Here is a 17,585-nt window from a genome sequence, read left to right as displayed (position 1 = left end):
TGACTTTAAGAAGGACACAACCATGACTTTTCGCCATTGCGTGGCTGTCGATCTCGGTGCATCCAGCGGCCGTGTAATGCTGGCCACTTATGACGGCAAGCGGCAGACGCTTTCGCTTCGCGAGATGCACCGCTTTGTTAACTGCCTGCAAAAGCAGGACGGCTGTGAGGTGTGGGATATCGACAGCCTTGAGGCAGCGATCCGCACCGGACTGCAGAAGGTCTGCGATGCGGGGATCCGTATCGACAGTATCGGCATCGATACCTGGGGCGTCGATTACGTACTGCTGGACAGTAACGGCGAACGCGTTGGTTTGCCGATAGCCTATCGCGACAGCCGCACCGACGGCCTGATGGCGCGTGCGATTGCCGGGCTTGGCAAAGAGAATATTTATGGCCGCAGCGGCATTCAGTTCCTGCCATTCAATACGCTCTATCAACTGCGCGCGCTGGTCGAACAGCAGCCGGCGCTGGTTCCCCGCGTGGCGCATGCACTGCTGATCCCGGACTACTTCAGCTACCGCCTGACCGGCAACATGAACTGGGAATACACCAACGCCACCACCACGCAACTGGTGAACATCAACTCCGATAACTGGGATGAACACCTGCTGGCCTGGACCGGGGCTTCACCCTCCTGGTTCGGTACGCCGACGCACCCTGGCAATGTGATCGGGCAATGGATGTGCCCGCAGGGTAATGCGATCCCGGTGGTGGCGGTTGCGAGTCACGATACCGCCAGCGCCGTCATTGCGTCACCGCTTGCCGGTAACGACGCGGCCTACCTCTCTTCCGGGACCTGGTCGCTGATGGGCTTTGAGAGCAAAACCCCCTACACCAGCGATGCCGCGCTGGCCGCGAACATCACCAACGAAGGCGGTGCCGAGGGGCGCTACCGCGTGCTGAAGAACATCATGGGTCTGTGGCTGCTCCAGCGAGTACTAAAAGAGCAAAACATTACCGACCTGCCCGCGCTTATTGCCGACACCGAAAGACTGAAAGCCTGCAGTTTCCTGATCAATCCTAATGATGACCGCTTTATCAACCCGGCGGACATGAGCGCCGAAATCCAGGCCGCCTGCGTCGACGCCGGGCAGCCCGTGCCATCGAAACCGGCAGAGCTGGCACGCTGTATTTTCGACAGCCTCGCCCTGCTGTATGCCGAGATCCTGAGCGAGCTGGCCGACCTTCGCGGCCGGCCTTTCACTCAGCTGCATATTGTCGGTGGCGGCTGCCAGAACCAGCTTCTGAACCAGCTCTGCGCCGATGCCTGCGGGATCACCGTGGTGGCGGGCCCGATTGAAGCGTCGACGCTCGGCAATATTGGCATTCAGCTCATGACCCTGGACGAACTTGCCAGCGTGGACGATTTCCGCACGGTGGTGTCGGCGAACGCCACGCTGACCACGTTCATCCCCAATCCCTGCCATGAAATTGCCCGCTATCGGGCGCAGTTTCAGCAAAACCGACTGACTAAGGAGCTTTGCGCATGACCACTCAACTTGAACAAGCCTGGGACCTGGCTAAACAGCGTTACGCCGCCGTAGGCGTGGATGTCGATGAGGCGCTGCGCCAGCTCGATCGTCTGCCGGTCTCCATGCACTGCTGGCAGGGCGACGACGTTGCCGGTTTTGAAAACCCGGGCGGCTCGCTGACGGGGGGCATTCAGGCCACCGGCAACTATCCGGGCAAAGCGCGTAACGCCACCGAGCTGCGCGCCGACCTGGAGCTGGCGCTGAGCCTGATCCCGGGGCCTAAGCGGCTGAACCTGCATGCTATCTATCTGGAATCTGACACGCCGGTCGCGCGTAACGAGATCAAACCTGCGCACTTTAAAAACTGGGTGGCGTGGGCGAAAGCCAACCAGCTGGGCCTGGATTTCAACCCATCCTGCTTCTCGCACCCGCTGAGCGCCGACGGTTTTACCCTTGCCCACGCGAACGACGACATCCGCCAGTTCTGGATTGACCACGTAAAAGCCAGCCGCCGCGTCTCCGCGTACTTTGGCGAGCAGCTCGGCACGCCGTCGGTGATGAACATCTGGATCCCGGACGGCATGAAAGACATCACCGTTGACCGTCTGGCCCCGCGTCAACGCCTGCTGGCGGCGCTGGATGAAGCCATCAGCGAAAAACTGAACCCGGCGCACCACATCGACGCCGTAGAGAGCAAGCTGTTCGGTATTGGTGCGGAAAGCTACACCGTGGGCTCGAACGAGTTTTACATGGGGTACGCCACCAGCCGCCAGACCGCGCTGTGCCTGGATGCCGGCCACTTCCACCCGACGGAGGTGATCTCCGACAAAATCTCCGCCGCCATGCTCTACGTACCCCGCCTGCTGCTGCACGTGAGCCGTCCCGTACGCTGGGACAGCGACCACGTGGTGCTGCTGGATGACGAAACCCAGGCCATTGCCAGCGAAATCATTCGCCACGATCTGTTTGACCGCGTGCACATTGGCCTCGACTTCTTTGACGCCTCCATCAACCGCATCGCGGCCTGGGTGATTGGCACCCGCAACATGAAAAAAGCCCTGCTGCGTGCGCTGCTGGAGCCCACCAGCGCCCTGAAACAGCTGGAAGAGAACGGCGATTACACCGCGCGCCTGGTGCTGCTGGAAGAGCAGAAAACCCTGCCATGGCAGGCGGTGTGGGAGATGTACTGCCAGCGTAACGACACCCCAGCGGGCAGTCAGTGGCTGGATAACGTGCGGATGTATGAGAAAGACGTGCTGAGTCAGCGCGGATAAATATGCCCTCACCCACTTCCTGTGGAAGAGGCCACTTTTACCCCCTCTCCCTGTGGGAGAGGGCCGGGGTGAGGGAAACGCTCACCGCGATCACGGGAAATGAAACACTATGCAGACCATCACTAACGCCTGGTTCGTCCAGGGCATGATTAAAGCCACCTCCGACGCCTGGCTGAAAGGCTGGGACGAGCGCAATGGCGGTAACCTGACGCTGCGCCTGGATGATGCCGACATTGAACCGTTCGCCGCCGAGTTCCATCAGAAGCCGCGCTATATCGCTCTGAGCCAGCCAATGCCGCAGCTCGCCAGTACGCCGTTTATCGTCACCGGTTCCGGCAAATTCTTCCGTAACGTGCAGCTCGACCCGCAGGCCAACCTCGGGGTGGTGAGAGTGGACAGCGACGGCGCAGGCTATCACATCCTCTGGGGGCTGACGGACGATGCAGTGCCCACGTCTGAACTCCCGGCGCACTTCCTCTCTCACTGTGAGCGTATCAAGGCAACTCACGGCAAGGACCGGGTGATCATGCACTGTCACGCCACTAACCTGATCGCCCTGACCTACGTGCTGGAAAACAGTAGCGACTACCTCACGCGGAAGCTGTGGGAAGGCAGCACCGAATGTCTGGTGGTTTTCCCCGACGGGGTCGGCATTCTGCCGTGGATGGTGCCGGGTACCGACGAAATCGGGCAGGCCACCGCCATCGAAATGCAGTCCCACTCCCTGGTGCTGTGGCCGTTCCACGGGGTATTCGGCAGCGGGCCGACGCTCGACGAAACGTTTGGTCTGATTGATACCGCCGAGAAGTCCGCCGAGGTACTGGTGAAGGTCCTGTCGATGGGCGGCATGAAGCAGACCATCACCCGGGAAGAGCTGATTGCACTCGGTAAACGCTTTGGCGTCACGCCGATGCAGTCGGCACTGGATTTGTACCCATAGCGGCCCGCGAAAGCGGCTGGAGGCATGATGATCCGCAAAGCATTTGTGATGCAGGTGAACCCTGACGCGCACGACGAGTACGCGCGTCGCCATAACCCCATCTGGCCAGAGCTGGAGGCGGTATTAAAAGACCACGGTGCGCACCATTACGCTATCTATCTCGATGAGACGCGTAACCTGCTGTTTGCGAGCGTTGAAATTGAATCGGAAGCGCGCTGGAACGCGGTGGCAAAGACCGACATTTGTCAGCGCTGGTGGAAATACATGGGTGAGGTTATGCCCTCGAACCCCGACAACAGCCCGGTGAGTGCCGAACTGAAAGCGGTGTTTTACCTGCCCTAAAACGTTAACGCTGCCGCATCCGCGGCAGCGTCCTGCGTTAGTTTGCCTCCATCGCAGCGCGGCGCGCCGCAATCTCCTGCTTACTGCTCAGCGTAAAGGCCGAGACCACCGTAATCGCCAGTACAAAACAGCCCAGCATCAGGTAGGTCTCCTGGAAACCGATCCGGTCATACATATTCCCGGCAAAAGCAGAGAGGAAAATCGCCGCCGACTGTTTGGCAAACTGGAAGCCAATCAGATAGATAGTGGCCGACAGACGGGTATCGAACACGCCGGTGATGTATTTGAACGCCCCCACCAGCAGGAACGGAACCTCCAGCGCGTGCAGCATCTTCAGGGCAATGACCTCCACCGCGGTGGTGGCGAACGACGAGCCGATAATGCGCGTCGCCATAATCAGCCCGGCAATCAGCAGCGTATTCTTCGCACCGATACGGTTTATGATCCACGGCGAGCAGAACATGATGATCGCGTTGCAAATTTCCCCCGCCGTAGTGGCAAAACCAAAGGCTCGCGTTCCCTCCTGCGGCGTTGAGAAGAAGGTTTTAAAGAAGGTGGCAAAACTGCTGGTCAAAAACGTCATACACACAGGCCACACCGATGACGTACAGAATGAACATCCACATTCTGCGCTGACGGAACAGGTTAAAGACCGTCCTGGCGGTGATCTGCGGCTGGTTGGCCCCCAGCGCATTCATCACCTGCGCAGTCTGGTTTGGCTTCGGTTTCGCAACCACCAGCAACAGCATCAGCAGCAGCGCAGCCGCTGATCCCATCCAGAAGACATACGACGGGTCGATGCCAAACAGAATACCGCCCGTTGAAGCGCACAGCCCCCAGCCGAGACAGCCGAACATGCGCGCCTTGCCGTATTCAAACACGCTGTTACGGCTCACGCGTTCGATGTAGGCCTCAATCGCGCCTGAACCTGCGGAGAAGACAAAACCGATATACAGACCGCCGCTCAATGCCCCCAGCCAGATACTGCTTTTCAGCAGTGGCGCAAAGACATACAGGAAGAACGGCGCGAACAGAAACAGCAGCACCGTGATAATCCACAGCAGGTGTTTTTTCAGCCCCAGCTTATCCGAAATGACCCCAAGTACGGGCTGGAAGGCGATGGCCGAAAGCGAGATACAGGAGAATACGATCCCGGTATGGGTTTTGTTCAGGCCGATGACATCCGACAGCCAGATCGGCAGAAACGGAAAGCAGGTGGCCATAATGAAGAAGTAGAGAAAGAAGAACAGCCCGAAGATCCAGAAGTTAGGGTTGTCTTTGTGGGTACAGGTTGTTGTGTTCATTATTTTTATCCTCAACGGAGGGCCAGTCTCCCGGCCCATCACCCTTACACGCGTTCAACGCCAATCAGAATGGCGGTTTCCGGGTCCAGAATCGGCAGTGCGATCCCCGCCTGCATCAGCCACTCACCGCTGGCCATCTGGGACGTTTCCATCCACGCCGGTAGCTTGCGCATGGTGTGCCCGCCCTCACCGGTGAGTCGAATGTTGGGGTGGTCGAGCAGCGTGATGCGGTACTGCGCCTGCGCGTCGAGCCCCGGCATGCGCAGCGGCATCATGAGCGTGTAATCCGGCATGGCCAGTTGGCTGACCATAAACAACCCCTGCGTTTTGTCTTCGCTCACTATACCCTGCGCCAGCGTGCTGGCATCCGGCATATCCACGCGCCACTGGGTACCGTGATGGATGACTTCCCGCCACTGCTTGTGCAGCGCGGCGTAATGGCGATAGCCTTCACGCTCCTGAGCATCGACGGTGAGCGGATCAAGCTCCAGTCCCATGTGGCCAAACAGTGCCGTCAGGCCGCGGAAAGCAATGCTGTGCTGGCGGAAGGTGGCGTGACATTTATGATGACCGATATGCGCGCCCATCACTTCCGGCGGGAAGAAGTAACTCATGCCACGCTGGATGGTATTGCGCTCCAGCGCGTCGTTGTTGTCAGAGGCCCAGAAGCGGTGGCTGCGGGTCAGGACTTCATAATCGATTCGCCCGCCACCCGAGGAGCAGGACTCAAATTCGATGTGCGGGAAACGCTCACCCAGCACGTCTAACAGACGATAAAACTGCCGCGTCTGCGCATCCGCGGCGGCTTTGCCGTGGTGCCCGGGCTGTACCAGTTCGCGGTTCATATCCCACTTAACGTAGTCGATGGCATGTTCGCCCAGCAACCAGCTCATGCGCTCGACCAGATAATCAAAAGCCTGCGGAATATTCAGGTTGAGCACCAGTTGATGACGGCCCGTTGCCTGGGTGTAGCCCGGCAGCGCCAGCACCCAGTCGGGATGGGCACGATACAGATCCGAGTCCGGGTTAATCATCTCCGGCTCAATCCAGATACCAAATTCCATGCCGCGCTTTTTCACATGGTTAATCACCGGCGTCAGCCCGTCCGGGTATTTTTTCTCGTCCAGGTACCAGTCACCCAGCGCCGCGTGGTCATCGTTACGGCCTTTGAACCAGCCGTCGTCGATGATAAAACGCTCCACGCCCAGCGCCGCAGCCTCATCGGCCATGCGCATGATGTACGCCGGGTCATGGCTGAAGTAGATCCCCTCCCAGGTATTGAGATGTACCGGGCGCGGTTTGTTTTCAGGGAAGCGGATAACGTTGTCGCGCAGATACCGGTGGAACGACTGGCTCATGCCGTTCAGACCCCGTGCGGAGTAGCTCGCATACAGGCGTGGTGTCCAGAGCGTTTCCCCCTCTTCAATCGCCATTTCTCCCGGCAGGTAGAGGGCTTCGGCCTGCAGATAGCGGCGTCCGTCGGTTTTGACTTCCGCACGCAGGCGGTGGTTGCCGCTCCAGCCCAGATGCACGCCCCAGACGTCGCCGTGCATTTCGTTAAATGAGGACGTACCGGCGATCAGCGCCGGGAAGTGTTCGTGAGAGGTCCTGCCGCGGCGGTTTTCAATCACAACGCTGTCGTGTTCAAGCTTCACGCGATGCGGCTGGAACTCACGGATCCAGCGTCCGTGGAACGCCATCACGTCCTGCGCGCGTTCAGCGACCGGTAGCGTCACGGCAAAACGATCAACCTGCCACGCCTGCGCCCGCAGGTTAGTTAAACCGTGACGCACCACCAGAACCCCGCTTGCATCCAGTGCCAGCTCGCTGGTCAGACGCAACCCGGCATGTTCATCTTCCGCCGTTAAGGTCAGGGTTTGCCCCTCGTGCTGCACATGGGTGGTTTTAAAGACAGGCGACCCGTCCAGTCCCTGGCGGTGCCCTTCAATACCGGGCGAACCAAACAGACCGTGTCCCAGCTCCGCCATCAGCGTCACCGGGGCGTCAACGTCGAGCCTGCCGTTCGCCACAGGACGAGCCAGACTTACCACATCTTGCGGTGAAAAGTGGTGAAGGTGCGGCCCCCAGTAGAGAATTTCGGCGAACGGGTGCGTGGTTATCACCAGGTCAACCGCCTTACTTTCGAGTCGAAAAATGGAATCGTGCATCAGACCTCTCCTGTCATCGGGATGATCTGAGTGTTGATCCGAAACGTTTCGGATACAAACCAAAACGTTTCGGATCTGTGATCGGCTTTGGAATTTTGCTGTGTTTAGGCCGTCTGGCCCGGGAAGAACTCTGGCTGCCAGAGCACCTGAAGCTGAGCGATATCGTCGCCGTTAATCAACTGACGCACCATGTCAGCGATCTGTTTCCCGACACCCTGGCGGGTGGACTGAATAACCGCCGCCACATCAACATCGACAATGCTGTCCTGCGGTAAGCCGTCGTAAACCACCAGCGAAACGGCGTTTTCACCGCAGAGAAGACCCCGCTGCGCCAGCGCCATGGCCGCGCCGTCGCCGTGAGTGTTGCAGTCGGTAATGATGGCCGTGGGGGGCTGCGGCAGGGAGAGAAGTTCATTCGTCGTGGCGTAACCCACCCGGCGCGAAGGCGGCATAGCGCGCAGCCATTCGCTGGATAACCCGGCTTCGCGTAGCGCATCCAGATAACCCTGGCGGCGCTGGGTGATGAAGGCCTGATTGTTGCTTTCACCCAGCAAGGCGATGCGGCGATGTCCCTTTTCAATCAGCCAGCGGGTGGCATTGTACGTGCCGGCATAGTTGTCAAAATCAAACCACGCATAGGGCTGCGGCAGCTGGCTGCGCCCGAGCGCGAGAAAGGGAAAACCGGCGGCCTGAAGCTGTTCCAGGCGCGGGTCATGATCCAGCGTGTGCGCCACAATCAGCGCATCCACGCGACGACTTTGCACCATACGCATATAGCTGTGCTTATCCGCCAGATCGTCATCGGCAATCAGCAGGAGATCGATTTCATGTCGCGCCAGTTCGTGGCTAATTTCGCCGACCATGTCCATAAAGACGCTGTTATTGAGCGGAACAGGATGCACCGGAAAAACCAGACCCACGGCGTCGATTTTGCCCATCTTCAGGCGACGCGCGAAGGTGTTTGGCCGGTAGCCACGGCGCTGAGCCTCCGCTTCGACGCGGGCGCGCGTCTCGCGGGAGACATCGTCATACCCGTTAAGGGCGCGGCTGACGGTGGTAACAGACAGCCCCAGTTCTTTGGCAATGGCTTTAAGCGACATGATTTTCCGTATCTGCGTTAATTTTGTTCAGCCACCAGAAGCGCGTGCGTATCCGGCTCCAGGGCCTTAAAGATATGCGGCTGGTCAGCGGGATAGCAAATGTAATCCCCCGGGCCAAGCGCTTCCGCCGCGTCGATCAGACCAACCAGCGCTCTACCCTGCGTCACAATAATATGCTCCACTGAGCCTGCCGGATGTGGCTGAGAAATGCGGTCGGCACCCGGCTGGGTGAGTAACAGGTAGATATCACGACGCGCGCCCGGCGGGCACGCCGCCAGCAAAATGGCTTCATAGTTAGCCTGTCCGGCAACCACCTTCGTTCCTTCTCCACGGCGGATCACCTGAGTGGTCGGCTGCTGCGGTTCGAGCAAACGGGCAAAAGGAATGTCCAGCGCCACACAGAGTGACCAGAGCGTCTCCAGGCTGGGATTCCCGTTGCCGGACTCCAGCTGCGACAGCGTGGATTTAGCGATCCCGGCACGGCGCGCGATTTCCGCCAGTGAAAGTCCGGTTCGCAGGCGTTCTCGCACCAGACTTTTAGCGATCACGCTGATTGGCTGCGTCATAAAAACGGCCCCTTTGTTCTATAAATCGAACGAATCGTTCGTCTTGAAAAACGGTTCTGATGCGTTCATTATAATGGAAATACGTTCGATATGGCTAAAATTGTATGAAGCATCATCTCTCAACCCTGAAAGGCGACACGATAAAAGCAATCATCCTGGTGTGTCTCGCGGTAGGCGTCGTCGGGATGTCCTATGGTTCGCTGGCAATGGCCTACGGTTTCCCGGTCTGGGTCCCGTTTTTACTCTCCATTACCGTGCTGGCGGGTGCCTCTGAATTTATGTTTATCGGCATTGTGGCAAGCGGCGGTAACCCTCTGGCGGCGGCGGCTGCCGGATTACTGGTTAATGCACGCCATGTACCGTTTGGGGTGACGGTGCGTGAACTGGTGGGTAAACGTGGCCTGAGTTTTCTGGGTTGCCACATTATGAACGACGAAAGCGTGGTGTTCGGGTTGTCGCAAAAAACGCCCGAACAGCGTAAGACGGCTTACTGGCTATGCGGTTTAGGCGTGGCGATCGTCTGGCCGCTGGGTACATTGCTGGGCACCATGGTTGGCAAACTGTTGCCGGACCTTGAAACCATCGGGCTGGATGCGGTATTCCCGGCGATTTTACTGGCGTTAGTGGTGCCGGCTTTTAAAAATCGCACCACCCTGATCCGCGCCTGCAGCGGTGCTGCATTGTCACTGGCCGCCGTGCCGTTTGCTCCGGTGGGTTTACCGGTTCTGCTCTCTTTACTGGGTCTTGCTGCGAGGAAAAAATAATGGGGAATATGACGGTCTTTATTCTCGGTATCGCCCTTCTTTCTGTGGGAACCTATTTAATGCGTCTCGGCGGGGCAAAACTCGGTAACCGACTGGCGCTGTCAGACCGCTCTCAGGCTCTGCTTTCAGATGCGGCAACGGTTTTGCTGTTTTCCGTCGCGCTGGCGACCACCTTCTATGAAGGTGAGCATTTTGCCGGTATGGCGCGCGTACTGGGCGTGGCGTTTGCAGTGTTTCTGGCATGGCGAAAAATGCCGTTAATTGTGGTGATCGTGGCGGCTGCGGTTGTGACTGCATTGCTGCGTCTGGCGGGTATCCAATAAAAAAAGCGCCCCTGGGGCGCTCTTTCGACGGTGTGGCAGCTTATTTGTTCAGTTCAGCGGTCATGTGTACGCGGTTACCCGTAAACGCCTGGGTAATTTTGTAAGATGACGCGCCCGCTTCCTGAGCCTGTGCAGCAATTTTGGCTTCTGCGCCATCAATGGTAGTGGCGGTTGCGGTCACAGTCTGTGCAGCGAAAGAACCGAAAGATGTAGCCAGAGCGATTACTGCGACAAAAGTTTTGATGCTTTTCATGATATAAACCCTTTCAATTAGTTGTTTGTTTAAGGCACCGTGCCTTGATGAGATAAATAGTAGACCTCATCATGAACAACTAAAAGCGGAAGGATTTGCTATTCTTTTTCAAATTTACTGATTAACTATTAATCGCTGCGGATGGGTATAAATCGTCGCCCTTCCCGGCTTACAGAACCCCACCAGCGTCAGGTTACAGCGCTCCGCCACTTCTACCGCCAGCGTGGTCGCGGCCGATACGGCAAAAAGGATTTCAACGCCGCACATCGCCGACTTTTGCACCATCTCGTAGCTGGCGCGGCTGGAGACCAGTGCCGCCCCCTGCTGCCAGAGGTCGCTTTCGCGCGCCCGGCGGCCCATCAGTTTATCCAGCGCCACATGGCGGCCGACATCCTCATGTCCGCCGGCAATATCGCCCGATGGCAGAACCCATGCCGCCGCATGCGTGCATCCGCTCAACTGGCCGACAGGTTGCACGTCATTCAGATGTTCAAGGGCATGGTCGAGATGGGCCAGATTGAAGGTCTGGGTAAACGGCAGAGGTGCGACAGGCTTACCGATATCATTGAGCTGCTCTACCCCGCAAACCCCGCATCCGGTACGCCCGGCCAGCGCGCGTCGCCGCTCTTTGAGCCCCATAAAGCGGCGGCTTGAGAGTTCGATTTGCACTTCAAGGCCGTTACAGGCCTTCACCACATCCATGCCGTAAATCTCTTGCGGGTGCTCAATGATGCCTTCCGAGAGGGAAAAGCCAATCGCGAACAGCTCCAGATCTTTCGGCGAGGCCATCATCACCACATGGGAAATACCGTTGTAAACCAGAGCAACGGGCACTTCCTCCGCCAGAAAATCAGGCGTGGTGTGGGTAATGTGGGGCGGTCTGTGTACCGACAGTTCCACGATACCGGCAGGCAGTGGCGACGAGTGGGTAACACGGTTTTGTTTAGACACAGCGGTATTCCTGAACAACCACGGAGGTGAGCCTGCTATTGCATCATAAACCGCAGGCCATACGCATAGTATGGATCAACTTTTCAGCACCCATTCTCATCAAGTTTACCTACTCATTTGGGAGAGGCGCAACCGAGGCGGTGATACAGCCCTTTAACATGCTGGGGCAATAATGTGACTCGTGTCACACTTTATAATCAACACAGTGATAATACGTTCACTTTGTATTAACGCCATTGGAACAGGCGTACCGACATTGTGGTATTCTGATGATATCCCTCGTAGAACTGAGGGATTAACGCAAATTTTTCTCCTTTGCGGTCACCGTTCAACCGCGAAGTCAAAACTACATATGTAAGCAATGTCGAAACAAGGAGTGACCCATGCAGGTCAGCAGAAGGCAGTTCTTTAAGATCTGCGCTGGCGGTATGGCAGGCACCACGGCGGCGGCACTGGGTTTTGCACCCGGTGTAGCGCTGGCGGAGACGCGGCAATATAAACTGCTGCGCACCCGTGAAACCCGTAATACCTGTACGTACTGCTCTGTCGGTTGCGGGCTGTTGATGTATAGCCTCGGCGACGGTGCTAAAAACGCCAAAGCGTCTATCTTCCATATCGAAGGTGACCCGGACCATCCGGTCAACCGCGGCGCGCTGTGCCCGAAAGGTGCCGGCCTGGTTGACTTTATCCACTCCGAAAGCCGCCTCAAATTCCCTGAATATCGTGCGCCAGGTTCCGATAAATGGCAGCAAATCAGCTGGGAAGACGCATTTGACCGCATCGCTAAACTGATTAAAGAAGACCGCGATGCCAACTTTATTGCGAAGAACGCTGAAGGCGTCACCGTCAACCGCTGGCTCTCCACCGGGATGCTGTGTGCGTCTGCTTCCAGTAACGAAACCGGCTATTTAACCCAGAAATTTACGCGTGCACTCGGTATGCTCGCGGTCGACAACCAGGCGCGTGTCTGACACGGACCAACGGTAGCAAGTCTTGCTCCAACATTTGGTCGCGGTGCGATGACCAACCACTGGGTCGACATCAAGAACGCCAACCTTATTGTGGTGATGGGCGGTAACGCCGCTGAAGCGCACCCTGTCGGGTTCCGCTGGGCGATGGAAGCCAAAATCCACAACGGTGCGAAACTGATTGTGATCGATCCCCGCTTTACGCGTACTGCGTCAGTGGCGGATTTCTACACCCCTATTCGTTCAGGTACTGACATCACTTTCCTGTCAGGCGTATTGCTGTACCTGATGACCAACGAAAAATATAACCGCGAATACACCGAAGCCTATACCAACGCCAGCCTGATCGTGCGTGAGGATTACCACTTCGAAGATGGACTGTTCAGCGGTTATGACGCCGAAAAACGCAAATACGACAAGACCAGCTGGAACTATGAGCTGGATGAGAAAGGCTTTGCGAAGCGTGATACGACGCTGCAGCATCCGCGCTGCGTGTGGAACCTGCTGAAAGAGCACGTCTCCCGCTACACGCCGGACGTTGTTGAAAACATCTGTGGTACGCCGAAGGAAGACTTCCTGAAGGTGTGCGAGCTTATCGCCGAAACCAGCGCGAAAGACAAAACGGCGTCGTTCCTCTACGCGCTCGGCTGGACCCAACACTCTGTCGGCGCGCAGAACATCCGTACCATGGCGATGGTTCAGCTGCTGCTCGGCAACATGGGGATGGCTGGCGGCGGCGTGAACGCCCTGCGTGGTCACTCCAACATTCAGGGTCTGACCGACCTTGGTCTGCTGTCTCAAAGCCTGCCAGGTTACATGAACCTGCCAAGTGAAAAACAGACCGACCTGCAGACCTACCTCACAGCCAGCACGCCTAAACCGCTGCTCGAAGGTCAGGTGAACTACTGGGGCAACTATCCGAAGTTCTTCGTCTCGATGATGAAAGCCTTCTTCGGTGACAAAGCGACAGCGGAAAACAGCTGGGGATTTGACTGGCTGCCGAAGTGGGACAAAGGTTACGACGTTCTGCAGTACTTCGAGATGATGCATCAGGGCAAGGTGAATGGCTATCTGTGCCAGGGCTTTAACCCGGTCGCCTCATTCCCGAACAAGAACAAGGTGGTTGAATCGCTGTCGAAACTGAAATTCCTGGTGACGATTGACCCACTCAACACCGAGACGTCGACCTTCTGGCAGAACCACGGTGAGTCGAATGATGTTGACCCATCGAAGATTCAGACTGAAGTGTTCCGTCTGCCTTCTACCTGCTTCGCGGAAGAGAACGGTTCCATCGTGAACTCCGGCCGCTGGCTGCAGTGGCACTGGAAAGGTGCGGATGCCCCTGGCATCGCCATGAACGACGGCGAGATCCTGGCCGGTATCTTCTTACGCCTGCGTAAGATGTATGCGGCAGAAGGCGGTGCGAACCCGGAACCGGTGCTGAACATGACCTGGAACTACTCGACGCCGGAAAACCCAGCGCCGGAAGAAGTGGCGATGGAGAGCAACGGTAAAGCGCTGGCAGATGTTATCGACCCGGCCACCGGGACGGTGCTGGCGAAGAAAGGCGATCAGCTCAGTACCTTCGCGCACCTGCGTGATGACGGCACGACCGCCAGTGGCTGCTGGATCTTTGCCGGTAGCTGGACGCCGAAAGGTAACCAGATGGCCAACCGCGATAATGCTGACCCGTCAGGCCTCGGCAATACGCTGGGCTGGGCCTGGGCATGGCCGCTGAACCGCCGCATTCTCTACAACCGTGCTTCCGCTGACCCGCAGGGTAATCCGTGGGATCCGAAGCGTCAGTTGCTGAAATGGGACGGCGCGAAATGGGGCGGTGTGGATATTCCGGACTACAGTACTGCCCCTCCAGGCAGCGATGTCGGGCCGTTTATCATGCAGCCTGAAGGGATGGGACGCCTGTTTGCTATCGATAAGATGGCGGAAGGGCCATTCCCGGAACACTACGAGCCGTTTGAGACGCCGCTGGGCACCAACCCGCTGCACCCGAACGTGGTCTCTAACCCGGCAGCCCGCATCTTTAAGGGCGATTTCGACGCGCTGGGTAAAAAAGACAAGTTCCCGTATGTGGGCACCACTTACCGTCTGACCGAACACTTCCACTACTGGACCAAGCACGCGCTGCTTAACGCTATCGCGCAGCCGGAACAGTTTGTGGAGATCGGCGAGAAGCTGGCGAACAAGCTCGGCATTGCCCATGGCGATACCGTGAAGGTCTCTTCTAACCGTGGCTACATCAAGGCCAAGGCGGTGGTGACCAAGCGTATTCGCACGCTGAACGTTCACGGTCAGCAGGTGGATACCATCGGTATTCCGATTCACTGGGGTTATGAGGGCGTGGCGAAGAAAGGGTTCATTGCGAACACCCTGACGCCGTTCGTCGGTGATGCGAACACGCAGACGCCGGAGTTTAAGGCCTTCCTCGTGAACGTGGAAAAGGTGTAACGGAGACGACTTATGGCTTATCAATCTCAAGACATTATCCGTCGTTCCGCGACTAACGGTTTCACGCCCGCGCCTCAGGCGCGGGACCACCAGCAGGAAGTGGCGAAGCTTATCGACGTGACCACCTGTATCGGCTGTAAAGCCTGCCAGGTGGCCTGTTCTGAGTGGAACGACCTCCGTGATGAAGTGGGTCACAACGTCGGGGTGTACGACAACCCAGCTGACCTGACCGCCAAGTCCTGGACGGTGATGCGTTTCTCGGAAGTGGAACAGAACGACAAACTGGAATGGCTTATCCGCAAAGACGGCTGTATGCACTGTGCGGATCCGGGCTGCCTGAAGGCATGTCCGTCAGAAGGGGCTATCATTCAGTATGCTAACGGTATCGTCGACTTCCAGTCCGAGCAGTGCATTGGCTGCGGCTACTGCATAGCGGGCTGCCCGTTCGATGTCCCTCGCATGAACCCGGAAGACAACCGCGTCTACAAATGCACGCTGTGCGTAGACCGCGTAAACGTCGGCCAGGAGCCTGCGTGCGTGAAAACCTGTCCGACGGGCGCTATCCACTTTGGTTCCAAAGAGGATATGAAAACGCTGGCGGCTGAACGCGTGGGCGAACTGAAAACCCGTGGCTACGACAACGCAGGCCTGTACGATCCGGCCGGCGTGGGCGGCACGCACGTGATGTATGTGCTGCACCACGCAGACAAGCCGAATCTGTATCACGGCCTGCCGGAGAATCCGGAAATCAGCGCGACCGTGAAGTTCTGGAAAGGCATCTGGAAACCGCTGGCAGCGGTGGGTTTTGCTGCCACCTTCGCAGCAAGCATCTTCCACTATGTCGGTGTTGGTCCGAACCGCGCGGAAGAGGAAGACGACAACCTGCATGAAGAGAAAGACGAGGTGCGCAAATGAAAAAACGTGACACCATCGTGCGCTATACCGCGCCGGAACGCATTAACCACTGGGTCACCGCCTTCTGCTTCATGCTGGCGGCGATAAGCGGGCTGGGGTTCTTCTTCCCCTCCTTCAACTGGCTGATGCAGATCATGGGGACACCACAGCTGGCGCGTATACTGCACCCGTTTGTTGGCGTCATCATGTTCGCGTCGTTCATCATCATGTTTTTCCGATACTGGCACCATAACCTAATCAATCGGGATGATATCTTTTGGGCGAAGAATATTCGTAAGATCGTCGTCAACGAGGAAGTGGGTGATACCGGGCGTTATAACTTCGGCCAGAAGTGCGTATTCTGGGCGGCGATTATCTTCCTGGTCCTGTTGCTGGTAAGCGGCGTGATCATCTGGCGTCCGTATTTTGCGCCTGCTTTCTCAATCCCGGTGATCCGATTCGCGCTGATGCTGCATTCATTTGCCGCAGTGGCGTTAATTGTGGTTATCATGGTGCATATTTACGCCGCCCTTTGGGTGAAAGGCACCATTACCGCGATGGTGGAAGGCTGGGTAACCAGTACGTGGGCGAAGAAACATCACCCGCGCTGGTACCGAGAGGTCCGCCAGAAACAGGAAAAGTAATCTGAATGAGTATTCGCATAATCCCGCAAGATGAGCTGGGTTCGAGCGAGAAACGCACGGCGGATTATATTCCGCCGTTGTTATTCCCCAGACTCAAGAACCTCTATAACCGCCGCGCAGAGCGTCTGCGCGAGCTGGCAGAGAACAACCCACTGGGCGATTTTCTGCGTTTTGCCGCGCTGGTTGCCCATGCGCAGGAAGTGGTGCTGTACGACCACCCGCTGCAAATTGACCTGACCGCGCGCATCAAAGAGGCCAGCGAGCAGGGTAAGCCTCCGCTGGATATTCACGTTCTGCCGCGCGATAAGCACTGGCATACGCTGCTGCACTCCCTGATTGCCGAGCTGAAACCCGAGATGAGCGGTACCGCGCTGGCGGTCATTGAGAATCTGGAAAAAGCCTCCGATCAGGAGCTGGAAGAGATGGCGAGCGCGCTGTTTGCGTCCGATTTCTCCCTGGTCAGCAGCGACAAAGCGCCGTTCATCTGGGCGGCGTTGTCGCTTTACTGGGCGCAAATGGCCAGCCTGATCCCGGGTAAAGCCCGCGCCGAATACGGCGAAGCGCGTCAATTCTGCCCGGTATGCGGCTCAATGCCGGTGTCCAGCATGGTGCAGATCGGTACCACTCAGGGGCTGCGTTATCTGCACTGCAACCTGTGTGAAACCGAGTGGCACGTGGTGCGCATTAAATGCAGCAACTGCGAGCAGACGCGCGATCTCAACTACTGGTCGCTGGAAAATGAAGACGCGGCGGTCAAAGCTGAAAGCTGCGGCGACTGCGGTACCTACCTGAAGATCCTTTATCAGGAAAAAGACCCGAAAGTCGAAGCCGTCGCCGACGATCTCGCCTCGCTGATTCTGGACGCCAAAATGGAGCAAGAGGGCTTTGCCCGCAGCTCTATTAACCCGTTCCTGTTCCCGGGTGAAGGGGAGTAATCCCCACTCACAGTGCCGGGCAACGTTGGTTTGCCCGGCCTGTATCTGGTTGACTGAAACATCCTCGCCTTCCTCTCGCATATCTTCCAGCATCACTGTGCAGGCAAACTACACGTGCGTTATTCAGGACTAAAGCCAAATTTAACATTCATGTTTACTTTTGCGAGCCGCTTTCCAGAATCGTTTTCAGCCTCGTTTTCCCTGTTTCACTCGACAACA

15 protein-coding genes and 1 pseudogene are annotated in these 17,585 nt (G+C 57.4%); 10 read left to right on the top strand and 6 right to left on the bottom strand.

Annotation, left to right across the window (positions count from 1 at the left end; all coding sequences use genetic code 11):
- The first annotated feature begins 22 nt into the window (after positions 1 to 22).
- The 4 genes from rhaB to rhaM all read left to right on the top strand — a co-directional run bounded on the left by rhaB (position 23) and on the right by rhaM (position 4,030).
- Positions 23 to 1,492: a rhamnulokinase gene (gene rhaB, locus QE396_RS17295; RefSeq protein WP_020883964.1), complete on the top strand. Its 1,470-nt coding sequence runs from the start codon at positions 23 to 25 to the stop codon at positions 1,490 to 1,492.
- Positions 1,489 to 2,748, top strand: a complete 1,260-nt coding sequence (gene rhaA, locus QE396_RS17290) for an L-rhamnose isomerase (RefSeq protein WP_020883965.1) — start codon at positions 1,489 to 1,491, stop codon at positions 2,746 to 2,748. Before rhaB ends, rhaA begins: the two co-directional genes overlap by 4 nt.
- A gap of 109 nt (positions 2,749 to 2,857) precedes the next feature.
- The gene (gene rhaD, locus QE396_RS17285) at positions 2,858 to 3,688 is read left to right on the top strand and encodes a rhamnulose-1-phosphate aldolase (protein ID WP_014172220.1); all 831 of its coding nucleotides are present in this window, start codon (positions 2,858 to 2,860) and stop codon (positions 3,686 to 3,688) included.
- Positions 3,689 to 3,715: 27 nt separating this feature from the next.
- A complete protein-coding gene (rhaM, locus tag QE396_RS17280; protein WP_020883966.1) occupies positions 3,716 to 4,030 on the top strand; it encodes an L-rhamnose mutarotase in 315 nt (104 codons plus the stop codon).
- A 37-nt stretch (positions 4,031 to 4,067) separates the two neighbouring features.
- Here rhaM and QE396_RS17275 read toward each other — a convergent pair.
- The 4 genes and pseudogenes from QE396_RS17275 to QE396_RS17260 all read right to left on the bottom strand — a co-directional run bounded on the left by QE396_RS17275 (position 4,068) and on the right by QE396_RS17260 (position 9,168).
- Positions 4,068 to 5,334 (bottom strand): annotated as a pseudogene (locus tag QE396_RS17275) (MFS transporter).
- Positions 5,335 to 5,378: 44 nt separating this feature from the next.
- Positions 5,379 to 7,502 carry an alpha-galactosidase gene (locus tag QE396_RS17270; RefSeq protein WP_020883968.1) on the bottom strand — a complete coding sequence of 708 codons (2,124 nt, stop codon included), beginning with the start codon at positions 7,500 to 7,502 and terminating at the stop codon, positions 5,379 to 5,381.
- A gap of 104 nt (positions 7,503 to 7,606) precedes the next feature.
- The gene (locus QE396_RS17265) at positions 7,607 to 8,602 is read right to left on the bottom strand and encodes a substrate-binding domain-containing protein (protein WP_014172224.1); all 996 of its coding nucleotides are present in this window, start codon (positions 8,600 to 8,602) and stop codon (positions 7,607 to 7,609) included.
- Between the two features lie 17 nt (positions 8,603 to 8,619).
- Positions 8,620 to 9,168 carry a helix-turn-helix domain-containing protein gene (locus tag QE396_RS17260; protein ID WP_020883969.1) on the bottom strand — a complete coding sequence of 183 codons (549 nt, stop codon included), beginning with the start codon at positions 9,166 to 9,168 and terminating at the stop codon, positions 8,620 to 8,622.
- Between the two features lie 104 nt (positions 9,169 to 9,272).
- Here QE396_RS17260 and QE396_RS17255 point away from each other — a divergent pair, with 104 nt between their 5' ends.
- Together QE396_RS17255 and QE396_RS17250 are read left to right on the top strand one after the other, a co-directional pair.
- Positions 9,273 to 9,932: an AzlC family ABC transporter permease gene (locus tag QE396_RS17255; protein ID WP_020883970.1), complete on the top strand. Its 660-nt coding sequence runs from the start codon at positions 9,273 to 9,275 to the stop codon at positions 9,930 to 9,932.
- Entirely contained in the window at positions 9,932 to 10,255 is a 324-nt protein-coding gene (locus QE396_RS17250; RefSeq protein ID WP_020883971.1) for an AzlD domain-containing protein, read from the top strand. The genes QE396_RS17255 and QE396_RS17250 overlap by 1 nt, the downstream gene beginning before the upstream one ends.
- A 40-nt stretch (positions 10,256 to 10,295) precedes the next feature.
- Here the strand turns inward: QE396_RS17250 and QE396_RS17245 are convergent, their stop codons facing one another.
- Both QE396_RS17245 and fdhD read right to left on the bottom strand, forming a co-directional pair.
- Positions 10,296 to 10,508: a DUF1471 domain-containing protein gene (locus tag QE396_RS17245; protein WP_020883972.1), complete on the bottom strand. Its 213-nt coding sequence runs from the start codon at positions 10,506 to 10,508 to the stop codon at positions 10,296 to 10,298.
- A gap of 114 nt (positions 10,509 to 10,622) precedes the next feature.
- Positions 10,623 to 11,459, bottom strand: coding sequence for a formate dehydrogenase accessory sulfurtransferase FdhD (gene fdhD / locus QE396_RS17240; RefSeq protein ID WP_020883973.1), 837 nt, complete (start codon positions 11,457 to 11,459; stop codon positions 10,623 to 10,625).
- A 383-nt stretch (positions 11,460 to 11,842) separates the two neighbouring features.
- Between fdhD and fdnG the strand changes: the two genes are divergently transcribed.
- From fdnG to fdhE, 4 genes are read left to right on the top strand one after another with little or no spacing between them, the layout of a single operon-like run.
- On the top strand, positions 11,843 to 14,893 hold the full coding sequence (fdnG, locus tag QE396_RS17235; RefSeq protein ID WP_088202997.1) for a formate dehydrogenase-N subunit alpha: 3,051 nt from the start codon (positions 11,843 to 11,845) through the stop codon (positions 14,891 to 14,893).
- A 12-nt stretch (positions 14,894 to 14,905) separates the two neighbouring features.
- Positions 14,906 to 15,808: a formate dehydrogenase subunit beta gene (gene fdxH / locus QE396_RS17230; protein ID WP_014172231.1), complete on the top strand. Its 903-nt coding sequence runs from the start codon at positions 14,906 to 14,908 to the stop codon at positions 15,806 to 15,808.
- Positions 15,805 to 16,431: a formate dehydrogenase cytochrome b556 subunit gene (gene fdoI / locus QE396_RS17225; protein ID WP_309951866.1), complete on the top strand. Its 627-nt coding sequence runs from the start codon at positions 15,805 to 15,807 to the stop codon at positions 16,429 to 16,431. Before fdxH ends, fdoI begins: the two co-directional genes overlap by 4 nt.
- A 5-nt stretch (positions 16,432 to 16,436) precedes the next feature.
- Complete coding sequence (fdhE, locus tag QE396_RS17220) at positions 16,437 to 17,366, top strand: formate dehydrogenase accessory protein FdhE (protein ID WP_014172233.1); 930 nt, start codon at positions 16,437 to 16,439, stop codon at positions 17,364 to 17,366.
- Positions 17,367 to 17,585: the final 219 nt, after the last annotated feature.

The sequence above is a fragment of the Enterobacter sp. SORGH_AS_0287 genome (assembly GCF_031453695.1).
GTDB lineage: Bacteria > Pseudomonadota > Gammaproteobacteria > Enterobacterales > Enterobacteriaceae > Enterobacter > Enterobacter ludwigii.
This window is presented reverse-complemented; position numbering and strand designations above follow the sequence as displayed.

What these genes read in the sequence shown, in the direction of transcription:
- rhaB (WP_020883964.1), top strand. Translation starts at nt 23, where the DNA reads ATGACTTTTCGCCATTGCGTGGCTGTCGATCTCGGTGCATCCAGCGGC.
- rhaA (WP_020883965.1), top strand. Translation starts at nt 1,489, where the DNA reads ATGACCACTCAACTTGAACAAGCCTGGGACCTGGCTAAACAGCGTTAC.
- rhaD (WP_014172220.1), top strand. Translation starts at nt 2,858, where the DNA reads ATGCAGACCATCACTAACGCCTGGTTCGTCCAGGGCATGATTAAAGCC.
- rhaM (WP_020883966.1), top strand. Translation starts at nt 3,716, where the DNA reads ATGATCCGCAAAGCATTTGTGATGCAGGTGAACCCTGACGCGCACGAC.
- QE396_RS17270 (WP_020883968.1), bottom strand. Translation starts at nt 7,502, where the DNA reads ATGCACGATTCCATTTTTCGACTCGAAAGTAAGGCGGTTGACCTGGTG.
- QE396_RS17265 (WP_014172224.1), bottom strand. Translation starts at nt 8,602, where the DNA reads ATGTCGCTTAAAGCCATTGCCAAAGAACTGGGGCTGTCTGTTACCACC.
- QE396_RS17260 (WP_020883969.1), bottom strand. Translation starts at nt 9,168, where the DNA reads ATGACGCAGCCAATCAGCGTGATCGCTAAAAGTCTGGTGCGAGAACGC.
- QE396_RS17255 (WP_020883970.1), top strand. Translation starts at nt 9,273, where the DNA reads ATGAAGCATCATCTCTCAACCCTGAAAGGCGACACGATAAAAGCAATC.
- QE396_RS17250 (WP_020883971.1), top strand. Translation starts at nt 9,932, where the DNA reads ATGGGGAATATGACGGTCTTTATTCTCGGTATCGCCCTTCTTTCTGTG.
- QE396_RS17245 (WP_020883972.1), bottom strand. Translation starts at nt 10,508, where the DNA reads ATGAAAAGCATCAAAACTTTTGTCGCAGTAATCGCTCTGGCTACATCT.
- fdxH (WP_014172231.1), top strand. Translation starts at nt 14,906, where the DNA reads ATGGCTTATCAATCTCAAGACATTATCCGTCGTTCCGCGACTAACGGT.
- fdoI (WP_309951866.1), top strand. Translation starts at nt 15,805, where the DNA reads ATGAAAAAACGTGACACCATCGTGCGCTATACCGCGCCGGAACGCATT.
- fdhE (WP_014172233.1), top strand. Translation starts at nt 16,437, where the DNA reads ATGAGTATTCGCATAATCCCGCAAGATGAGCTGGGTTCGAGCGAGAAA.